At 52.3% G+C, this 16,842-nt stretch carries 16 protein-coding genes; 7 read left to right on the top strand and 9 right to left on the bottom strand.

What is annotated here, in order from left to right; translation table 11 throughout:
• The first annotated feature begins 78 nt into the window (after positions 1-78).
• A complete protein-coding gene (locus D6024_RS04225; protein ID WP_205573218.1) occupies positions 79-1,155 on the top strand; it encodes a glycosyltransferase family 4 protein in 1,077 nt (358 codons plus the stop codon).
• Positions 1,156-1,265: 110 nt separating this feature from the next.
• Here D6024_RS04225 and D6024_RS04220 read toward each other — a convergent pair whose 3' ends face one another.
• Entirely contained in the window at positions 1,266-2,507 is a 1,242-nt protein-coding gene (locus tag D6024_RS04220; RefSeq protein ID WP_162944518.1) for an O-antigen ligase family protein, read from the bottom strand.
• Positions 2,508-2,528: 21 nt separating this feature from the next.
• Here D6024_RS04220 and meaB point away from each other — a divergent pair, with 21 nt between their 5' ends.
• A complete protein-coding gene (gene meaB, locus D6024_RS04215) occupies positions 2,529-3,449 on the top strand; it encodes a methylmalonyl Co-A mutase-associated GTPase MeaB (RefSeq protein WP_121353244.1) in 921 nt (306 codons plus the stop codon).
• Here meaB and D6024_RS26505 read toward each other — a convergent pair.
• Entirely contained in the window at positions 3,424-3,744 is a 321-nt protein-coding gene (locus D6024_RS26505; RefSeq protein ID WP_162944517.1) for a hypothetical protein, read from the bottom strand. The two genes, meaB and D6024_RS26505, sit on opposite strands and share 26 nt — an antisense overlap.
• Before the next feature lie 10 nt (positions 3,745-3,754).
• On the opposite strand from D6024_RS26505, the gene D6024_RS04205 reads away from it, so the two are divergent.
• Complete coding sequence (locus D6024_RS04205; RefSeq protein WP_121353239.1) at positions 3,755-4,666, top strand: hypothetical protein; 912 nt, start codon at positions 3,755-3,757, stop codon at positions 4,664-4,666.
• Between the two features lie 4 nt (positions 4,667-4,670).
• Here D6024_RS04205 and D6024_RS04200 read toward each other — a convergent pair whose 3' ends face one another.
• The 4 genes from D6024_RS04200 to D6024_RS04185 form a co-directional block, all read right to left on the bottom strand.
• On the bottom strand, positions 4,671-5,492 hold the full coding sequence (locus D6024_RS04200) for a class I SAM-dependent methyltransferase (RefSeq protein ID WP_121353237.1): 822 nt from the start codon (positions 5,490-5,492) through the stop codon (positions 4,671-4,673).
• 82 nt (positions 5,493-5,574) lie between these two features.
• On the bottom strand, positions 5,575-5,799 hold the full coding sequence (locus D6024_RS04195) for a hypothetical protein (protein ID WP_240409930.1): 225 nt from the start codon (positions 5,797-5,799) through the stop codon (positions 5,575-5,577).
• 112 nt (positions 5,800-5,911) lie between these two features.
• On the bottom strand, positions 5,912-6,760 hold the full coding sequence (locus D6024_RS04190) for a M48 family metallopeptidase (RefSeq protein ID WP_162944516.1): 849 nt from the start codon (positions 6,758-6,760) through the stop codon (positions 5,912-5,914).
• Positions 6,761-6,916: 156 nt separating this feature from the next.
• Positions 6,917-8,317, bottom strand: a complete 1,401-nt coding sequence (locus D6024_RS04185; RefSeq protein ID WP_121353233.1) for a glycosyltransferase — start codon at positions 8,315-8,317, stop codon at positions 6,917-6,919.
• A 304-nt stretch (positions 8,318-8,621) separates the two neighbouring features.
• Here D6024_RS04185 and D6024_RS04180 point away from each other — a divergent pair, with 304 nt between their 5' ends.
• Together D6024_RS04180 and D6024_RS04175 are read left to right on the top strand one after the other, a co-directional pair.
• Positions 8,622-10,007 carry a M16 family metallopeptidase gene (locus tag D6024_RS04180; protein WP_121353231.1) on the top strand — a complete coding sequence of 462 codons (1,386 nt, stop codon included), beginning with the start codon at positions 8,622-8,624 and terminating at the stop codon, positions 10,005-10,007.
• Positions 10,004-11,392, top strand: coding sequence for a M16 family metallopeptidase (locus tag D6024_RS04175; RefSeq protein WP_121353230.1), 1,389 nt, complete (start codon positions 10,004-10,006; stop codon positions 11,390-11,392). Before D6024_RS04180 ends, D6024_RS04175 begins: the two co-directional genes overlap by 4 nt.
• A gap of 81 nt (positions 11,393-11,473) precedes the next feature.
• Here D6024_RS04175 and typA read toward each other — a convergent pair whose 3' ends face one another.
• Positions 11,474-13,285, bottom strand: coding sequence for a translational GTPase TypA (typA, locus tag D6024_RS04170; protein WP_121353228.1), 1,812 nt, complete (start codon positions 13,283-13,285; stop codon positions 11,474-11,476).
• A 254-nt stretch (positions 13,286-13,539) separates the two neighbouring features.
• Here typA and D6024_RS04165 point away from each other — a divergent pair, with 254 nt between their 5' ends.
• Positions 13,540-14,862 carry an APC family permease gene (locus D6024_RS04165; RefSeq protein WP_121353226.1) on the top strand — a complete coding sequence of 441 codons (1,323 nt, stop codon included), beginning with the start codon at positions 13,540-13,542 and terminating at the stop codon, positions 14,860-14,862.
• On the opposite strand, the gene D6024_RS04160 is transcribed toward D6024_RS04165, so the two are convergent.
• Together D6024_RS04160 and D6024_RS04155 are read right to left on the bottom strand one after the other, a co-directional pair.
• Positions 14,857-15,081, bottom strand: a complete 225-nt coding sequence (locus D6024_RS04160) for a DUF2905 domain-containing protein (RefSeq protein ID WP_121353224.1) — start codon at positions 15,079-15,081, stop codon at positions 14,857-14,859. The two genes, D6024_RS04165 and D6024_RS04160, sit on opposite strands and share 6 nt — an antisense overlap.
• Entirely contained in the window at positions 15,062-15,976 is a 915-nt protein-coding gene (locus D6024_RS04155; RefSeq protein WP_121353222.1) for a diacylglycerol/lipid kinase family protein, read from the bottom strand. Before D6024_RS04155 ends, D6024_RS04160 begins: the two co-directional genes overlap by 20 nt.
• Before the next feature lie 97 nt (positions 15,977-16,073).
• Here D6024_RS04155 and surE point away from each other — a divergent pair, with 97 nt between their 5' ends.
• The gene (gene surE / locus D6024_RS04150; RefSeq protein ID WP_121353220.1) at positions 16,074-16,817 is read left to right on the top strand and encodes a 5'/3'-nucleotidase SurE; all 744 of its coding nucleotides are present in this window, start codon (positions 16,074-16,076) and stop codon (positions 16,815-16,817) included.
• The last annotated feature ends 25 nt before the right edge of the window (positions 16,818-16,842 follow it).

Genomic DNA, 16,842 nt, shown 5'->3' with positions numbered 1-16,842 from the left:
CTGCAAATGACGTTCATTTTTCGGGCTCCTCCAATTCAGCCTTGCAGGCATGCGGGATTGAAATAAGTTTGCAGCTTCATGAAAGCAGACGGCAAATCGATTGTGTTTGATTGTGAACGGATGAAGTACCCGCATACGGGGCTTTATCATTTTTGCCTGCAACTGGCGCAGGCACTGATCAAAACCGGAGGACGTGTGCCGCTGTGTTTTTACACCCCGCCGGCCGTGGGCAAACCCTTTGGCGACCTGCCCTGTTACCTGCCCCAACGGTCGCTGCACAAATTCTTTTTCCCCTCCACCCGCAAGGTGGCGCTTTGGCACTGTGCCCACCAGGATTCGGATTATTTTCCGTTTGGCAAAAAGCCGAAAAAAATTCTCACCATTCACGACCTCAATTACCTGCACGACAGCCGGAAAAGCAGCGCCAAACGAAAGGCATTTTTAACCGACGTGCAGCGCAAAATCGACGAGGCGGATCACCTGGCTTTTATATCGCAGTACACCCGCAGCGATGTGGAAGCGCACCTGAACGTGCAGGGAAAAGACACATCGGTGATCTACAACGGCTGCACCATCCGGGAGATCGCCTCGCTGCACCCGCCGCAGTACGTTCCGCCAAAACCTTTCCTGTTCACGCTGGGAACCGTCACGGTCAAAAAAAATTTCCACGTGTTGCCACGCCTTTTGCCGGGCAACGATTTCCTGCTGGTGATCGCCGGCGTTACACAAAGCGAAGCCTACAAGGAACAAATTCTTGCCGAAGCCAGGCAGCACGGCGTGGAGAACAGGGTTGTTTTTACAGGGCCGGTTTGGGAGAACGACAAGCAATGGTACCTGAAACATTGCACCGCTTTTGCGTTTCCCTCGCTGGCCGAGGGCTTTGGCCTGCCGGTGCTGGAGGCTATGTATTTTGAAAAACCGGTTTTGCTTTCAACGGCAACATCGCTGCCGGAAATCGGCGGCGATGCAGCAGATTATTTTCCCGGCTTCGACGCTGCGGAAATGCAACGCGTCCTGCACGAGAGTCTTCGGCGCTACGAAAACACTCCAGCACAAAAACAGGCCTTGAAAAAAAGAGCGCTTTCGTTTTCGTGGGACGAAGCCGCGAGGCAGTATCATGCGATCTATCGAAAGCTGATTGGCGAAAGCGAGTAGTGAATAACGAGTGGTGAGTAAACGAAACCGCATCACTCTGTTTCTATCTTAAATTGGGTAAAGAATTGCATTCAGGAAATCCGTTGCGCTGAATGGCTACTTGCTTCTTCTTACTCGCCACTTGCTAGCCTCCACCACCAGAACGTAATGAAGGCATAGAGAAAGATTCCGTACTGCACTTCCAACCCCATATCGAACAGAAAGCTGAAGGCAGCCGTCACATGAAACGCCGTCCAGGAAAGACGGTGTTGTTTTGGCTGGTAAAAAAACGGAAGCGCCATTACGAATGTAAAAATCAGCACACCCGGCCACCCGGCCACGGCACCATGGATCAACCATTCGGAACTGGGATAAAATTTATCGGTAGGCAACACCTGCGGCACGTGGACCGCATACCATTTGTCGGCTTCGTGCATGATGTCGCCGGCCCCCACGCCAAGCGGATGGTCTTTCAACACCTGCCAGCCCGCTTTTAACGACATGACCCTTGCCCCGTCGTTGGCACCCGGCAGGTATGCAGCCTTTTTTACAAACGAAAAATCATACACGAAATAGCGGATGCGGTTTTGAAAGGTGGGAACAAAAAAATAAGCCAGCAACGGCAGGGAAACGAGCAACGCTACCAGCAAAAACGACATTGCTTTCTTCTCTTTCCGCAACAGGAAATTGCCCGCACACAAAAGCCCGAAAAGATACAGCGACACCAGTCCCGTTCGGGCAGAAAGAATGTGGAGGTAGAGCACAAAAAAAACAGCCAGCACCAGCAGGGCGGTGTTGATCCAGCGCGTCTCGAAAAAACAACGAAAGAAAAAGCAGCCGATCACGGCCACACTCACCAGCCAGCTAAAACGGACATGATCATTTTCCAATGGCGTGAGCAGGGTTTTGGCCCTGAGATAGCCGGCATGCACTTCATCGGGGTGAAAAGCATAGTGCAGCAGCCCGGCTGCGCAGCCGGCAAAAACGCCGCCTAAAAAAACCAGGGCCACCCATTGCCATTGGCGCTTTGTCAACTGCCAGCAGCCGGCAAAGGCCAGGGGGAAAAACAACAAGGGTAGTTTGAGCCGCACCACGTCGAGCCACTGGTTTTTGTCTTCGCTCCACAGGCCCGAGAAAAAAGGAAGAAAAAACAACAGGGTGAATGCAGGAAAAAAAAGATTCGAAGAAAATCTTCGCCAGGCTTTTTTAAAATCCCTGTCAAGTATTGCCAGCAACAAAAAAAGAATGACACTGCTGGAGAGAGCGGCCCTCGACAGAAACAGGCCCGCGATCATCAGGAGGATCGAAGCGAAAATGGCCTTGTCTTTCCACTGAGCCCTCCCGTGATTCCCTCTATTTTTGCACGCAGTCATCACAACGTACAATATTAGCGCATGTGGCAACAACTGCTGAAAGATTTACTGGCCGGCGATACAAGAGCGCTGGCCCGCAGCATATCGTTCGTAGAAAACGAACAGGAAGGTTATGAGCAGTTGCTGCAGGCACTGCCCCACCGGCCGCAGGCAAAAATCACGGGCATCACCGGCCCGCCGGGTGCCGGCAAAAGCACACTGGTGGACGCACTGATCGGCGAGTGGGTAAAGGAAGGAAAAAAGCTGGCCGTACTGTGCATCGATCCCTCCTCGCCCTTTAATCTTGGCGCCGTACTTGGCGACCGCATTCGCATGAGCGACTGGTACACCAACGAAAATGTTTTTATCCGTTCCCTGGCGACCCGCGGTTCCATGGGCGGTCTTCACCCGAAAATCATTGAGATCACCGAACTGGTAAAAGCCGCCGGCTTTGATGATGTGATCGTGGAGACGGTTGGCGTGGGACAAAGCGAAATCGAGATTGCCGGACTGGCCGACACGACGGTTGTGGTCGTAGTGCCCGAAGCCGGTGATGAAGTGCAAACGATGAAAGCGGGCCTCATGGAGATCGCCGACATTTTCGTGGTAAACAAAAGCGATCGTCCCGATGCCGATACCTTTGTCAAAAACCTGCGGCTGATGCTGGCGCCGGCCTTTGCTACCCACGCACAGGAAGTGCCGGTGATCAAAACGATTGCTTCCGCACACACCGGGATCGAAGACCTGAAGAAGGCCATCAGCAAACACCAGCAGGCGGGTCTGAAAAATGAACGAAAAGCTTGGCTCCTGGCAGAAAAAGCCTACCACTTAATTCAGCGCCGCCGCATGAAGGACATTGACAAAGCCGTCTTACAAAAACAACTGGCACAGGAGGAGAACAACACACATTTCAATCTTTACCGTTTCATCCAGCCGTTCACTTTACCAACAAAAAAGCACTAAATCTTTTTCTAAAGCCTGCCTTTGAAACGAGATTCACCTTTTCATTTTTTTCCTGCAAAATGGTTATCTCTTTTGATAGCGAACGGGCAACACGATGGCTGTGCCCCAAATCGGACTGACATTGATAGAACCGTCGGACAGGCCTGGGAAGAAAGGAGCAGGTGATCGTTTTTCTTTTTTCAACAAAAATTTCCCGCTTGCCAGAAGAACGGTTTCTACCGCAACAGAACGAAAAGCCGATAATAATATTCCCTGGCGGTGCAGGATTATAGCAGCCGAATAGTTTCTTTTGCAAAAAAAGGTGAATGGCGTACAGAAAGCTTTCGACATTACACAAGTGGTATTTGAAATATACCAACCGGTCTGCCTACATCGAGTACAAGCGATCGTTGCAGGACTATGCGTTTTATCACAAGACGATTAAGCTCCAGCACCCTTCCCTGGCGCATGCGTACAAAGCCCTCACCAGCTTTAAACACAGCGGCAACAGCGGCGACATCATTTACGCCCTGCCCGCTGTTTTCGAACTGTCGAAAAACGGCAAAGCAATCCTTTACCTGCATGTGGAGCAGCAGGCTGAGTACAGCTTCAACTACCACCCGCTGGGCAACGTGATGCTGAGCGAAAAAATGATCAGCCTGTTAAAACCGCTGCTCCTGTATCAGCCGCAAATCGAGAAGGTCGAAATCTATAAAGGCGAGCCAGTGGATTACGACCTGGATGAATTCAGAAAGTACAGCTTCCACCTCGACAGGGGCAGCATCACCCGCTGGTATTTTAATGTGTACGGCATCAGTTACGACACCAGCCAGCCATGGCTCAGGGCACCCAAAGACGCGCAGTATGCCAACAACATTGTCATTGCCCGCAGCCATCGCTACCGTTCGCCGCTGATCGACTACAGTTTTCTAAAGGCTTATCCCAACAAGCTTTTCGTCGGTGTAAAAGAAGAATACGAGGACATGAAAAAGGCCTTGCCCGACCTGGTGTACCAACCGGTGAACGACTTTCTGGAAATGGCCACCATCATCAACAGTTGCCGGCTTTTTATCGGCAACCAGTCTTTCCCCTTTGCCCTGGCGGAAGCGCTGAAGGTTACGCGGCTGCTGGAAGTGTATTACAAACTTCCCAACGTAGTGGTGGAAGGCCGTGGCGCCAATGATTTCATCTACCAGCCACAATTCGAATACGCAGTCAGGCGGCTGTTGGAAGAATAACTTTTTACCGAATTCGTTTTTGGGCCTCTTTTACATCGGCATCCAGCAGGCTTTCTTTCGGTAACATGAACTGCTTGCGGTTGTCGTAGCTGCGCAGGAATTTGCGCATCTTCCGGATGAGGAAAGGTTCTTTTCTGTTCAGGCCCAAAGCCTCGAAGGGATTTTCAGCCAGCGGCTTTCGGGTAAACAAGTGCAGCCAGCGGCCATCGGTGTAATACTCGCGGCCGAAGTTTTTGGCAATATAATGGAGCGCTTCTTTAGTGTAAAAAGAAATGTGCTGGCCTGTTTCAAACGAAAAATACCACCAGTCTTTGTTCACGTTGGGTGGCACCAGCTCGGTGGAGAAAAAGAAATTGTCGCTGTACGAAAGAATGTTCCCGATTTCCGTCACCGGTGAGGCCAGGTGCTCCAGCACTTCAAACGCCGTAACGACCTCGAACTTCGTTCCCTCCTCCAGCTCTTTCAGGTCCTGGTATTCGGCAAAAATATTCTGGCAATAAGGGTCGGTGTGATAAAAGCGAAAACCCCGGTCCCGCATCATCCGTGTGAACAGTCCATAACCGCCGGCATAGTCGAGAAACAAAGCGTTGTGATCGAAATAGCGGGAAAGGAGCGGCTGTGCAATCCTGATCAGGTTTTCGTTGCGCATCACGATGCCCACATCCAGCTTGGTGATAGCCGAGGAATAGGCTTCATTCAGCCAGTACGGCTCTTCGGTTTGAATGAAGCCGGTATCCTTGCAACGGTAATAGCTTACATCGTACTTTTCGAGCACCCTTGCTGTGAATAGCAACGCTGTATCGCCACCTGTGATTTTGCTTTTCATATTTGCGGTGGAAGATAGAGAATGAAAGCGGAAAGAAAGAGGAGAGAACCGGGTGTGTTTGGCGGAAAGGTAAAAACAAAGATTATGCTTCGCCGTTGTTGCGCTTCCACCAACGGTAGCCTAAAATGCCGGCAATAGCCAACGGTGTGGCCGCCAAGTATAGGATACCGGCATTCAGGTGTTGTGCAGGCTTGTCGCCCAGTTGCTGCGCCGTGCGGGTACAAATGGAACACTGTGCGCTGGCGGCAAACGAAACCACTGTCAGTGCACATACCAGCAGAAACCAAAAGAAACGTTTGTTTTTCATTGTCGTGAGCCCTGCGGCAAAGGTAGCCCGGGAACGATGTTGCCGGCAAAGAAAATGATAAAGTTCCGCTAATCATTGGCAGCAAATACAAAGGCCGATCTGGCACCCAAACCTATTTGGCGCTACAATCGATGCCGAAGTTTTGCAGGATATGATCGTGCAGGCACTGGGCCCGCAGCGACGAGAACGGGTGGGTGCGGAAAAAATCTTCGAGCTTGCTGTAGTTGTTCTCTTCTTTCGACATGTCTTTCCAGAAACTAACCGTAGCGCAAAGGTCTTTGTTCAGGTGATTGGCCAGGTCGATCCCGTAGTAGTCGGCCTCCAGTTCGTTTTTCTGGTTAAAGGAACCGGCCAGCAATTGTTTGAGCTGGAAATAAGTCATGCCTTCCTGTCCAAACAGCTTTTCGGACAACTCCATTTCCTGGATCGTTTTTTTGATGTGCCCTTTTTCGGAGTGGCCAATCTCGTGGCCGATGACCGAATAGAGAAGATCCGTGTTGTTCTTGCAACGGTCGTACATGGCCTTGGTGAGATACACGTGCCCGCCAAACGTAAACGCATTGATCTGCTTATCGTCGATCAGGTAGATGGAATACTGAATGCCGGATGGATTTTCCCGTGCGGCCAGCAAATCATTCAGGATGGTTTGCAACTGGGCATGTATGGCAGGGTCATCCAGCAACACGAAGGATTTTGACTCGATTGCGTCTTTGTGGAAATCATCCCCCCACTGGTTTTGCACGGCATCCGTAATTTCTTTTTTGTTGACGGCAAGGTCGCGGATAAAACTGGTTGTGCGGCTGACGGCCTTGCTGGTACTGCTGCCGCTGACGGCACTATCCAGGCAGGTATAGGAATACGTCATCTTCTTCGAACTTTTTGGCGTGTCGACATTCTCCACCATGTTGCAGGCAGAAAGCGCACAAAGGCCAAGCACAAGGAAACTGGTCAGGCTTTTCATCACCATTTTCTTTGCAAAGCACCGGCCAAAATGCGTTGCGCAAACCAAACCTCAATCAACATGCAATCATTGCCTGCAAAGAAAAGCACTCCTTTTTCCTCCTGTCATCCCTCATCTGGAAAAACCTTTTTGGCAATTCTGACCACTCCCTGCGCTTTATTCTTCCAGTGCCGGTTCCGTATCGGGTGCTTTTTCAGAGACCGGCATTTTTCTTTTTGCCGGCAAAAGGCGGGCAACATAGTGCTCGCAAAGCGCAGCCGGATCGAAGCCTTCCAGTTCACCACGGAGTTTTTCCACGCCCTGTTTGTAGGAAGGGTTGGATAGAACGGCTTCCACGGCACAACGAATCTGCACCGGCCGGGGTGTTTCGGTTTTCAGGTTGATTCCCAGCCCGAAATAGCCGATGCGGGCATTGATCTCGTTCTTGCCTTCGTGCACACCGGCTACCACCAGCGGCAGCCCGTGCTGAATCCCCAGCATCACGCCACCGTAACCACCGTTGGTCACGTAAGCCTGCACGTGCGGCATGACGGCAGCAAAAGGAATAAAATCTTCAATGATCAAATTGGCCTGTGGGTAATGGCGGCGGAGGTCTTCGGTGCCGCTTCCACCCGTGGTGGCAATTACCAGCACATCGGAATTTTTGAATGCCTCGAGTGTGGGAACGATGATCTTGTTCACATCGGGTTCAACCGTGCCTTGTGTGACCAGGATGGATTTTTTGTAGCGCAGCAGTCTTTCATCAAACCAGAATTTAGTATCAGCGCGGTTGACAGGCCGCGGAAGCAGGGCGCCGATGAATTTTATTTTTGCATCCAGGTCGCTGCGCCAATACTCAAAGCCCGGGCAGCCGCTTTGGAGCACAAGGCTGGATTTGGTGTACAGCACATCAAACAAAAATTCATTTTCCACGTCAATGCCGTAACGGGCAAACTCGCGGTGCATCACTTTGTCGGACCGGGCAAACAAAACCGTTTTCGCCAGCTTGCGCAAAAACGCCTGCTTCAGGCGGCCGGCAAAGCTGTAGTCCGGCGTCATGGCCAGGCCGCTCGGCGGTAAATCTTTCGAGGTTTTGGTGAGTGGCAGGATGCCGATGGCCACCACAGGCAGGTTCATTTTTTCGCGGATAAACGGGATGCCGGTAAAGCAGATATCGGCAATCACGAGGTCGAAGGAGAAGTCCTGGCGGATCTCTTTCACGTCTTCGTAGAACTCGGCCCCGCGAAGCACAAAGGCATGCACGATGTCGAAATTGAGACGGCCGATTGCGGTTTTACAGCGGGCCCGCTTGGGCGAAGCCATTCCTGCAGGGTCGGTGAAAAAATCGATGGCCCGGCGAAACGGATAAAACGGAAGCCCCAGTTTTTCCACCCTGGCCCGGTAACGTTCGGAAGTATACCACCGCACGTCGCAGCCAATGCGCTTCAGGTGTGCAGCCAGTCCGGTCAGCGGGTTGAAGTGCCCGTCGGCCGGGAAATTGGCAATGAGGATTTTGGTGCCGGGCTCCAGGTGAAGGAGCGGCTTGCTATCGTTGTAAGCAATGCTGGACAACTGCATAATAAATGGTTTTGCGTAACGGGACAGTGCAAGTCTACACGTACCGGCAATGCTTGCAAAGTCCCGGAAGAACCAACTGCTTTTTTGTTTCCATGAGTTGCCATCCCTCCTTCATCAATTGCTGCGACCCGTTGGCCGGGAAAAAGGTGTTTTCAACTCCAGCCATTTTTATAACCGCTCTTCATCTTTCCCGCAAGTCATTCGGAATCTTGCTTATATTCAGTGTATTGAGTTGAACTGCCTGATCCGGACCCGGAAAGGAAACCAAGCACCTTGTTTTTTAACCACTAAATCGATACTGCCTATGCGCTTTCTTCGCTATTTCCCGGCAAGAACAACGCTCTGTGGACTGCTCGGCGTCTTTGCGGCATTTGGCTCTTTGTGTGCGCAAAGCAACACGGGCCTGCAGGTGCCGGTTACGTATTACAAACTGCCCAACGGACTAAAAGTGGTTTTGTCGCCCGACAAAACTGCACCGACGGTGGCCGTTGGTGTTTATTACAACATTGGTTTTCGCATCGAGCCGAAAAACCGCACCGGGTTTGCACATTTGTTTGAACACATGATGTTCCAGGGCTCGGAGAATTTGGGCAAGATGGAATTCATCAAACTGGTACAGGAAAACGGTGGCATTTTGAACGGCTCCACCCGTTTTGATTTCACCAACTATTTTGAAGTGATGCCTTCGCACAAACTGGAAACGGCCTTGTGGGCCGAGGCCGACCGCATGCGGGGCCTGAAGATCACCCAGGAAAACCTGACCAACCAGCAGGGCGTGGTAAAAAATGAAGTCAAGGTGAACGTGCTGAACCAGCCTTACGGTGGTTTTCCCTGGCTGGACATGCCGCAGTACGCCAATGAAAACTGGTACAATGCCCACAACTTCTACGGCGACCTGGCCGACCTGGATTCGGCCAACCTGAAAGACGTGGAAAGCTTTTTTAAAACGTACTATAGTCCCAACAACGCGGTGCTGGTGGTGGCCGGCGATTTTGAAATACCGGATGCAAAGAAGTGGGTTGACCAGTATTTCAGTAAAATTCCCGCGGCCAAGCTGCCGCCCAAACCAGACCTGACCGAACCGGCACAGCAAAAAGAAAAACGGGCCACCAAGGACGACAAACTGGCCAAAAAACCAGCCATTGCGGTGGCCTACAAAATGCCGCCCCGCAACACGCCGGAATACTATGCCATGGGACTGATTGACCAAATGCTGTTGCAGGGACAAAACAGCAAATTGTACCAGCAGCTGGTGCAACAGAAAGGGTATTCCAGCAATGTCAGCGGCGGCATCAACGTTGGCTTGGGCAACATGTTCGACTACAACGGTCCCATGCTCTGGGTGGCCAACCTGATTTACGATGCCAAAGTGCCGGCCGATTCCATCATCCACGAATTTGACAAGGCCGTTGCCGATGTAGCCAGCCACGTTACTGCAGAAGACATACAACTGGCCAGTGTAAAAATGCGCTCGGGTCTCTACGACGAAATCAGCTCTTTTTTTGGTGTGGGAAAGGTAAACCTCCTGGCCTCGTTTGCCCTCTTCGACGATGACCCGTCGAAGATCAACAGGCTGGAAGGCGAATTCAAAAAAATCACACCGGCGCTGGTACGTAAAACGGCCAGCGAATACCTGCGTTCCACCAACCGTACGATCCTGATTATTGAACCCAAACCGGCACAACCATGAAACAGCGAACGATCACTACCGCACTTGTCTGTACGCTCTTTGTTCAAGCCCTGTTTGCGCAAAAGCAGACGCCACCAGCCGGTGGCACAGCCAAAGATTTTAAGCTTTCGGCAAAAAAAGAAAAGTCCTACCCGAACGGTTTAAAGAGCACCACTGTGCAATACGGTGCCATCCCGAAAGCAACCATCAGTCTGATCATCAAAACGGGCAATGTGCACGAAGGAGCGAATGAAGTATGGCTGGCCGACCTGACAGGCCGCCTGCTAAAGGAAGGAACGGCCGCGATGAACTTTGCCGCCCTTTCAAAAAAAGCCGCACAGATGGGCGGTGAGTTGAACGTGAGTGTGGGCATGACCCAAACCACGATCAACGGATCGGTTCTCTCGGAATTTGCACCGGCCTTTATCAAACTGGTAGCGGACCTGGTGATGAACCCCGCCTTTCCGGCCAGTGAGCTGGAGCGATTGAAGGGCGATCTGAAACGACAGCTGACCGTGCAAAAAGCGGTGCCGCAGGCACAGGCGCAGGAGCAGTTTTTCCAGGCTCTCTACAAAGATCATCCGTACGGACGCATGTTCCCGACGGAAGAAATGATCAATAGCTATTCGCTGGAAATGGTAAAGGATTTTTACAACAAGAATTTCGGTGCCCGCCGCTCGGTGGTTTACGTCGTTGGCAAGTTTAACGAGGCGGCCGTGGACGCTGCCATCGCAACGGCCTTCAGCAAATGGAAGGCCGGTCCGCCCGTTCAATACCCGCCGGTGACGGCAAGCCCGGTGAGCGACACGCTGATGGTGGAACGGAAAGGGGCGCCGCAAACCACGGTAATGGTGGGCATGCCGGTACCAACACCCGATAACAAAGACTACCTGCCGCTGCTGGTGACCAATTCGCTTTTGGGCGGCTCGTTTGGTTCCCGCATCACCAGCAATATCCGCGAAAACAAAGGCTACACCTATTCGCCTTTCAGTACGGTGCAAAACCGCAAAGGCAGCTCGCTCTGGTACGAAGTGGCCGATGTGACCAGTGAACATACCATCGATGCCCTGCAGGAGATTCACAAAGAGATCAACCGCCTGCAGGCGGGTCCACCGTCAAAAGAAGAATTGCAGGGCATTCAAAACTACGAGGCCGGCATTTTCGTGTTGCGCAACTCTTCGCCCGGCGGCATTATCAGCCAGCTGAATTTCCTCGACCTCTATGGCCTCAACGACAGCTACCTTACCAACTACATCAAAAACATGTACGCGGTGACACCCGAAAAAGTTTCGGAAATGACTCGCAACTATATCCAGTATGATAAAATGACCAAGGTGATGGTTGGGGACAAGGAACTAATCCGGCAGCAGATCGAAAAACAAAAAGCGGTACCGAAGGCTTTTTAAAAAAGAGACCGAACAGGTTTCGAAACCTGTTCGGTCTTTAACGAAAAACGCCATCCTGCAAGTGCGGGATGGCGTTTCTATTTACACGGCTTCGGCGCTCATGCGCTTTTGCTGCTTCTTTCTTTCTTCCTCATCCAGGATCACCTTCCGCATGCGGATGTAGTTCGGTGTGACCTCGATGCATTCGTCCTGCTGGATGTACTCCATGCATTCTTCCAGGGTCATCAGGCGCTTGGGCGGCAGGCTGACCGTACCATCGGAACCGGAGGCCCGCATGTTGGTGAGCTTCTTTCCTTCGTTCGGGTTCACCACCAGGTCACCAGGCTTGTTGTTCTCACCGATGATCATCCCGCGATACACTTCTTCACCCGGGTCGACAAAGAAGAAACCACGGTCCTGTAATTTATCAATCGAATAGGCGGTTGTTGTACCGGCTTCCTTGGCAATCAGCACACCGTTGTTACGGCCGGGGATCGGTCCTTTCCAGGGTTTGTATTCGCTGAAGCGGTGGTTCATCACGGCTTCACCGGCGGTGTTGGTCAGCATGTTGGTACGCAGACCCAGCAGACCGCGGGAAGGAATTTCAAATTCCAGGTGCTGCATGTCGCCCTTGGTTTCCATCACCAGCATTTCGCCTTTGCGACGGGTAACGAGGTCGATCACTTTGGAAGCGTATTCCTGCGGCACATCCACCACCAGGGTTTCGAAGGGCTCGCATTTTTTGCCGTCAATTTCTTTCGTAATTACCTGCGGCTGACCGATGGTCAGTTCATAGCCTTCGCGACGCATGGTCTCGATCAGCACACCCAGGTGCAGGATACCACGGCCATAGACCATGAAGCTATCGGCGCTGTCGGTATCTTTTACACGAAGGGCCAGGTTCTTTTCCGTTTCTTTCATCAGGCGGTCACGCAGGTGACGGGAGGTCACAAATTTTCCGTCCTTACCAAAGAAAGGCGAGTTGTTGATGGAAAACTGCATGTTCATCGTGGGCTCGTCCACGCTGATAACCGGCAGGGCTTCGGGGGCCTCAAAATCGGCAATGGTGTCGCCAATGTTGAAACCATCCAGGCCAACCACGGCGCAAAGGTTGCCGGCAACGACTTCTGACACTTTTTTCTTGCCCATGCCTTCGAACACATACAGTTCGCGAACACGTTGTTTCTTGATGACGCCATCGGCCTGCATCAGGGAAATGGGCTGGTTTTCTTTGATGGTACCGCGGGCTACTTTACCAATGGCAATACGGCCAAGGAAAGAAGAGTAGTCCAGTGAGGTGATCTGCATTTGCAGCGTTCCTTCGCTCACTTTCGGTGCGGGAACATGCTTGATGATGCCATCCAGCAGGGGTGTAATGTTATCGATCTCGGTCAGGCTGTCGTTGAACCAACCGTTCTTGCCCGAACCGTAGTAGGTGGGGAAGTCCAGCTGCTCTTCGGTGGCATCGAGGTTGAAGAACAACTCGAACACCGCGTCGTGCACTTCGTCCGGACGGCAGTTTGGCTTGTCTACTTTATTGATGATCACTATGGGCTTTAATCCCAGTGCCAGTGCTTTTTGCAGCACAAAACGGGTTTGCGGCATCGGGCCTTCAAAGGCATCGACCAGCAGGCAAACGCCGTCCGCCATTTTCAACACCCGTTCTACCTCGCCGCCAAAGTCGGCGTGGCCCGGCGTGTCGATCACGTTTATTTTAACGCCGTTGTAGGTCACGGCTGCGTTCTTACTAAAGATGGTGATCCCTCTTTCACGTTCCAGGTCGTTGTTGTCCATGATGAGTTCACCGGTTTCCTGGTTATCACGGAACACCTTGGTGGCGTGCAGGATCTTATCAACCAGGGTTGTTTTACCGTGGTCAACGTGGGCAATGATTGCAATGTTTCTGATATCCATAACGATTAAGCTGCAAGCTTCAAGCCATCGGCTTCAAGCGGTGCAAAAAAGCTTGCGGCTTGTCGCCAACAGCTTGCGGCTGTTTTAGGAGGCGCGAAGGTACACCTTTCGACCGGGGTAGCCAGAAGAAGGGGGAAGGTTAACAAAAACTTTTCGGTGAGACAGCAGATTGCGGAGATAAGGATGCCAGCGCTCACTTTTCCGATAAATGAAAGCGGCCGCTACAAAAAACAATTCCCGTTACATTTACCGCCATGTCTGTTGCTGCAAAACGAAAGCTGAAACCCATCCAGTTGGCTGCCGTCATTTTCCTGACCGTTTCCGGCGGTCCTTATGGCCTGGAACCGCTGCTGGAACAAACCGGCGCTAACGCCTCCCTGCTGCTGTTGCTGCTGACGCCATTGGCCTGGGACATTCCCACCATCTTCACCATCCTGGAGCTAAATAGCATGATGCCGGTAACCGGTGGGTACTACCAGTGGGTAAAGCGTGCCCTCGGCCTTCGCTGGGCGTTTTACGAGGGCTGGTGGACCTGGCTATACACCTTTGCAGATCTTGCCATCTACCCGGTGCTCTTTGTGCAGTACCTGTCGTTTTTCTTTCCCGAAGCGGAAGCGTATAAAATTCCCATTTGCCTGCTGGTTATCTGGGTCTCCGGTGGCATCAACATCCTGGGCATTGTGCCGGTGGGAAGAACGTCGCTTGTTTTAAGCGTGCTTGTTTTGATACCGTTTGTGCTTCTTTTTGGCTGGTCGATGGTGCAGCACAACGGGCACCTGGTCATACCAACGCCTTCTTTGCGGCAATCGAATTTTTCGATGGTAAGCCTGGGGCTTTACACTGTGATGTGGAATTTCATTGGCTGGGACAACGTCACCACCTATGCCGAAGAAGTGGCCAAGCCGGTCCGCTCCTACCTGCTTTCGGTGCTGATGGCCTTTGTGGCCGTTTTCTGCATTTACTTTCTGGCCGTACTCATTGCCATCAATGCCGGCATTAATGCAACGGTCCTTTCCGAAACAGGCTTTCCGTCGCTGGGCCAGTTACTGGGTGGAAAAACCCTGGGCGCCATCATCGCCCTGGGCGGAATGGCCAGTGCGCTGGGCCTGTATTCCGCCGTGTTGCTTTCTGTTTCCCGCATTCCCAAAGTGATGTCGGACGACGGCCTCCTGCCCGCCAAACTGCATGCGCTTCATCCAAGATACAAAAGCCCTTACGTGTCTATCCTTTGCTGCTCCATTGTCGTGAGCGGCATGGTGTTCTGGACCTTTGGCGAACTGATCATCATCGATATCACACTTTACGGCGCGGCCCTTTGCCTGGAATACATTGCGCTAATTCGCCTGCGGAAAATTGCCGCACACGATCACCGCCCGTTTAAAATCCCGCTCAACAGGGCCGGGCTGGCTTTGATGGCACTCCTGCCCTTCACCGTCTACGCCCTTGCGCTGACCGGCGCCTTTCTCAACATGGAAAAAGCACTAAAACCCGCCCTGTTTGCGCTGGCGACCTTGTGCAGCGCCGAAGTGATTTGGCTGCTGGTGCAATGGCGAAACAAAAAGAAATTCGCCTTATAAAATTTTCCGAAGCAGATTCACGATCAGCGTCAGCAGCACGCTGAAAAGGATCATCGTGGTGAGTGGAAAATAAAAACGCATGTTTTCCCGCTCGATGCGGATGTCGCCGGGCAGCCGGCCAATCCAGTGCAGCTTGTTGCCGAAGAAATAAACAATGGCGCCGATCAAAACGATCACGGCGCCAAGTACAATGATGTATTTACCCGTTTGCTGGTTCATCGGCCGGAACAATGAACTGCAAAGCTCCTTCTTTTACGGTAATGCGAACATCTGTTTCCTTTGGCAGCTTGAGCATTTTATCATCGGCATGTATACGGGTGCCATCCCAGCGGATGGAGATGTTTTTTCCTTTCAGTGTATGAAACTGGTAGGCATCTTCGCCTTCGGTGAGCTTGTGCAGCAGAAACTCGGCAAACTTTTCCTTGTTGGCTTCCGGTACCAGCACCACTTCCAGTTCGCCATCACCCGGGTCGGCCAGCGGTGCCAGCACCATGTTGGGACCGATGGAGCGGATGTTCATGACTTCCACCATGTAGAACATGCCCGAGTGGTCCGTGCCGTCGATCTCGAGCTTGCAATAACGGGGCTTGTAGGACAAAAGGATATTGTGCAGCACTTTCAGGGCGCCTTTCAGCTCTTCTTCCGGCGAGTCGTACACCTCGGCTTTTTCTTTCATGGTTTTCATCAGGTAGGGGAAAAGTCCAAAGCCAAAGCCTTCGAGGAAAAACGATACGTCGGGTACATTTTCCACGAGCCCGATATCCACTTTTTTGATCTTAGCCTCTTTCCACGACTGGATGGTTTTCCCCGTGTCGCTGCTAACGTTAAAGGTCTTGCCAATGTTGTTGGCCGTGCCCAGTGGCAGCACACCAAGCAGCAGGTTTTTCGCCAGGGCTTTCTGCTTCAGAACCTGTCTTACCACTTTGCGCACCGTGCCATCGCCGCCGGCAATGGCGATCAACTCCGTGTCTTCTTCTATCTCCTTCCAGCCCTTGACCTTTGTAGAGGCGTATCTACAGTCAAACCCTGCTACTCTTATTTCTTCCATTAACGCTTCCTTGCTATGCGCCTCATCGCCTGCCGTTGGATTGTGGATCAATTTTACTCTTTGCATAATTTATCTTCTATGCACCAAGGCTCAACAAAAGCATACCAGATCGCAGAAAGACCGGCCTGCGAGAGATTGGCATAATAATGTTGCAGGTTTTTGCATGAATATCCTGATCGCAAACGACGACGGCATTTACAGCCCGGGGCTGGCTGCGCTGGCCCAGGTGGCCAAAAAATTTGGCGAGGTGCGCATCATGGCGCCCGATGTAGAACGTTCTTCCGCCTCCCACGCCATTACGGCCCACCTGCCCATTTCGTTTAAAAAAGCCAACATCCCCGTGGATGGCGTTCAGGCCTTCAAAGTGAATGGAACACCGGCCGACTGCGCCGCGCTAGGTACCCACCTGGCCAAAACCGATGTGGTGCTTTCCGGCATCAACATGGGCCCGAACCTGGGCAACGCCATGTGGCACTCCGGCACGCTGGCAGCCGCCAAGCAGGCTGTGTTGCTCGGTGTAAAAGGCATTGCGCTGAGCACACCCGTGGGAAAAGAAGAGCCGGATTTTGAGGCGCTGGCGCCCTTCGTGGAAGAAACGCTGACAATGTTGCTGCAGGACGACCGCCTGGCACTGTACAACGTTAACTTCCCGGCAAAGCCCAAAGGCATCATGTGGACAAGGCAGTCCGTGCGGCTGTACGACAACCGCATCGAACCGGGCATGGACCCGATGGGTCGAAAGCACTACTGGTTTACGGTAATCCCGCTGGAACCGGCCGAAGAAGGCACGGACCGGTGGGCGGTGGAAAACGGCTATGTTTCCATTACGCCGCTGCGACTCGACCTGACCGATGAAGCCGAACTGCAAAAGCGCCTGCAGCAATCGGTTCCTCGGCAAATTGTTTGAGCGGCAGAGTTTTTTTTGCAACCTA

Source organism: Flavisolibacter nicotianae, assembly GCF_003628535.1.
In the GTDB taxonomy this organism is placed as follows: domain Bacteria; phylum Bacteroidota; class Bacteroidia; order Chitinophagales; family Chitinophagaceae; genus Flavisolibacter; species Flavisolibacter nicotianae.
The sequence above is the reverse complement of the archived record's forward strand: the minus strand, read 5'-3'. Positions and strand labels throughout refer to the sequence as shown.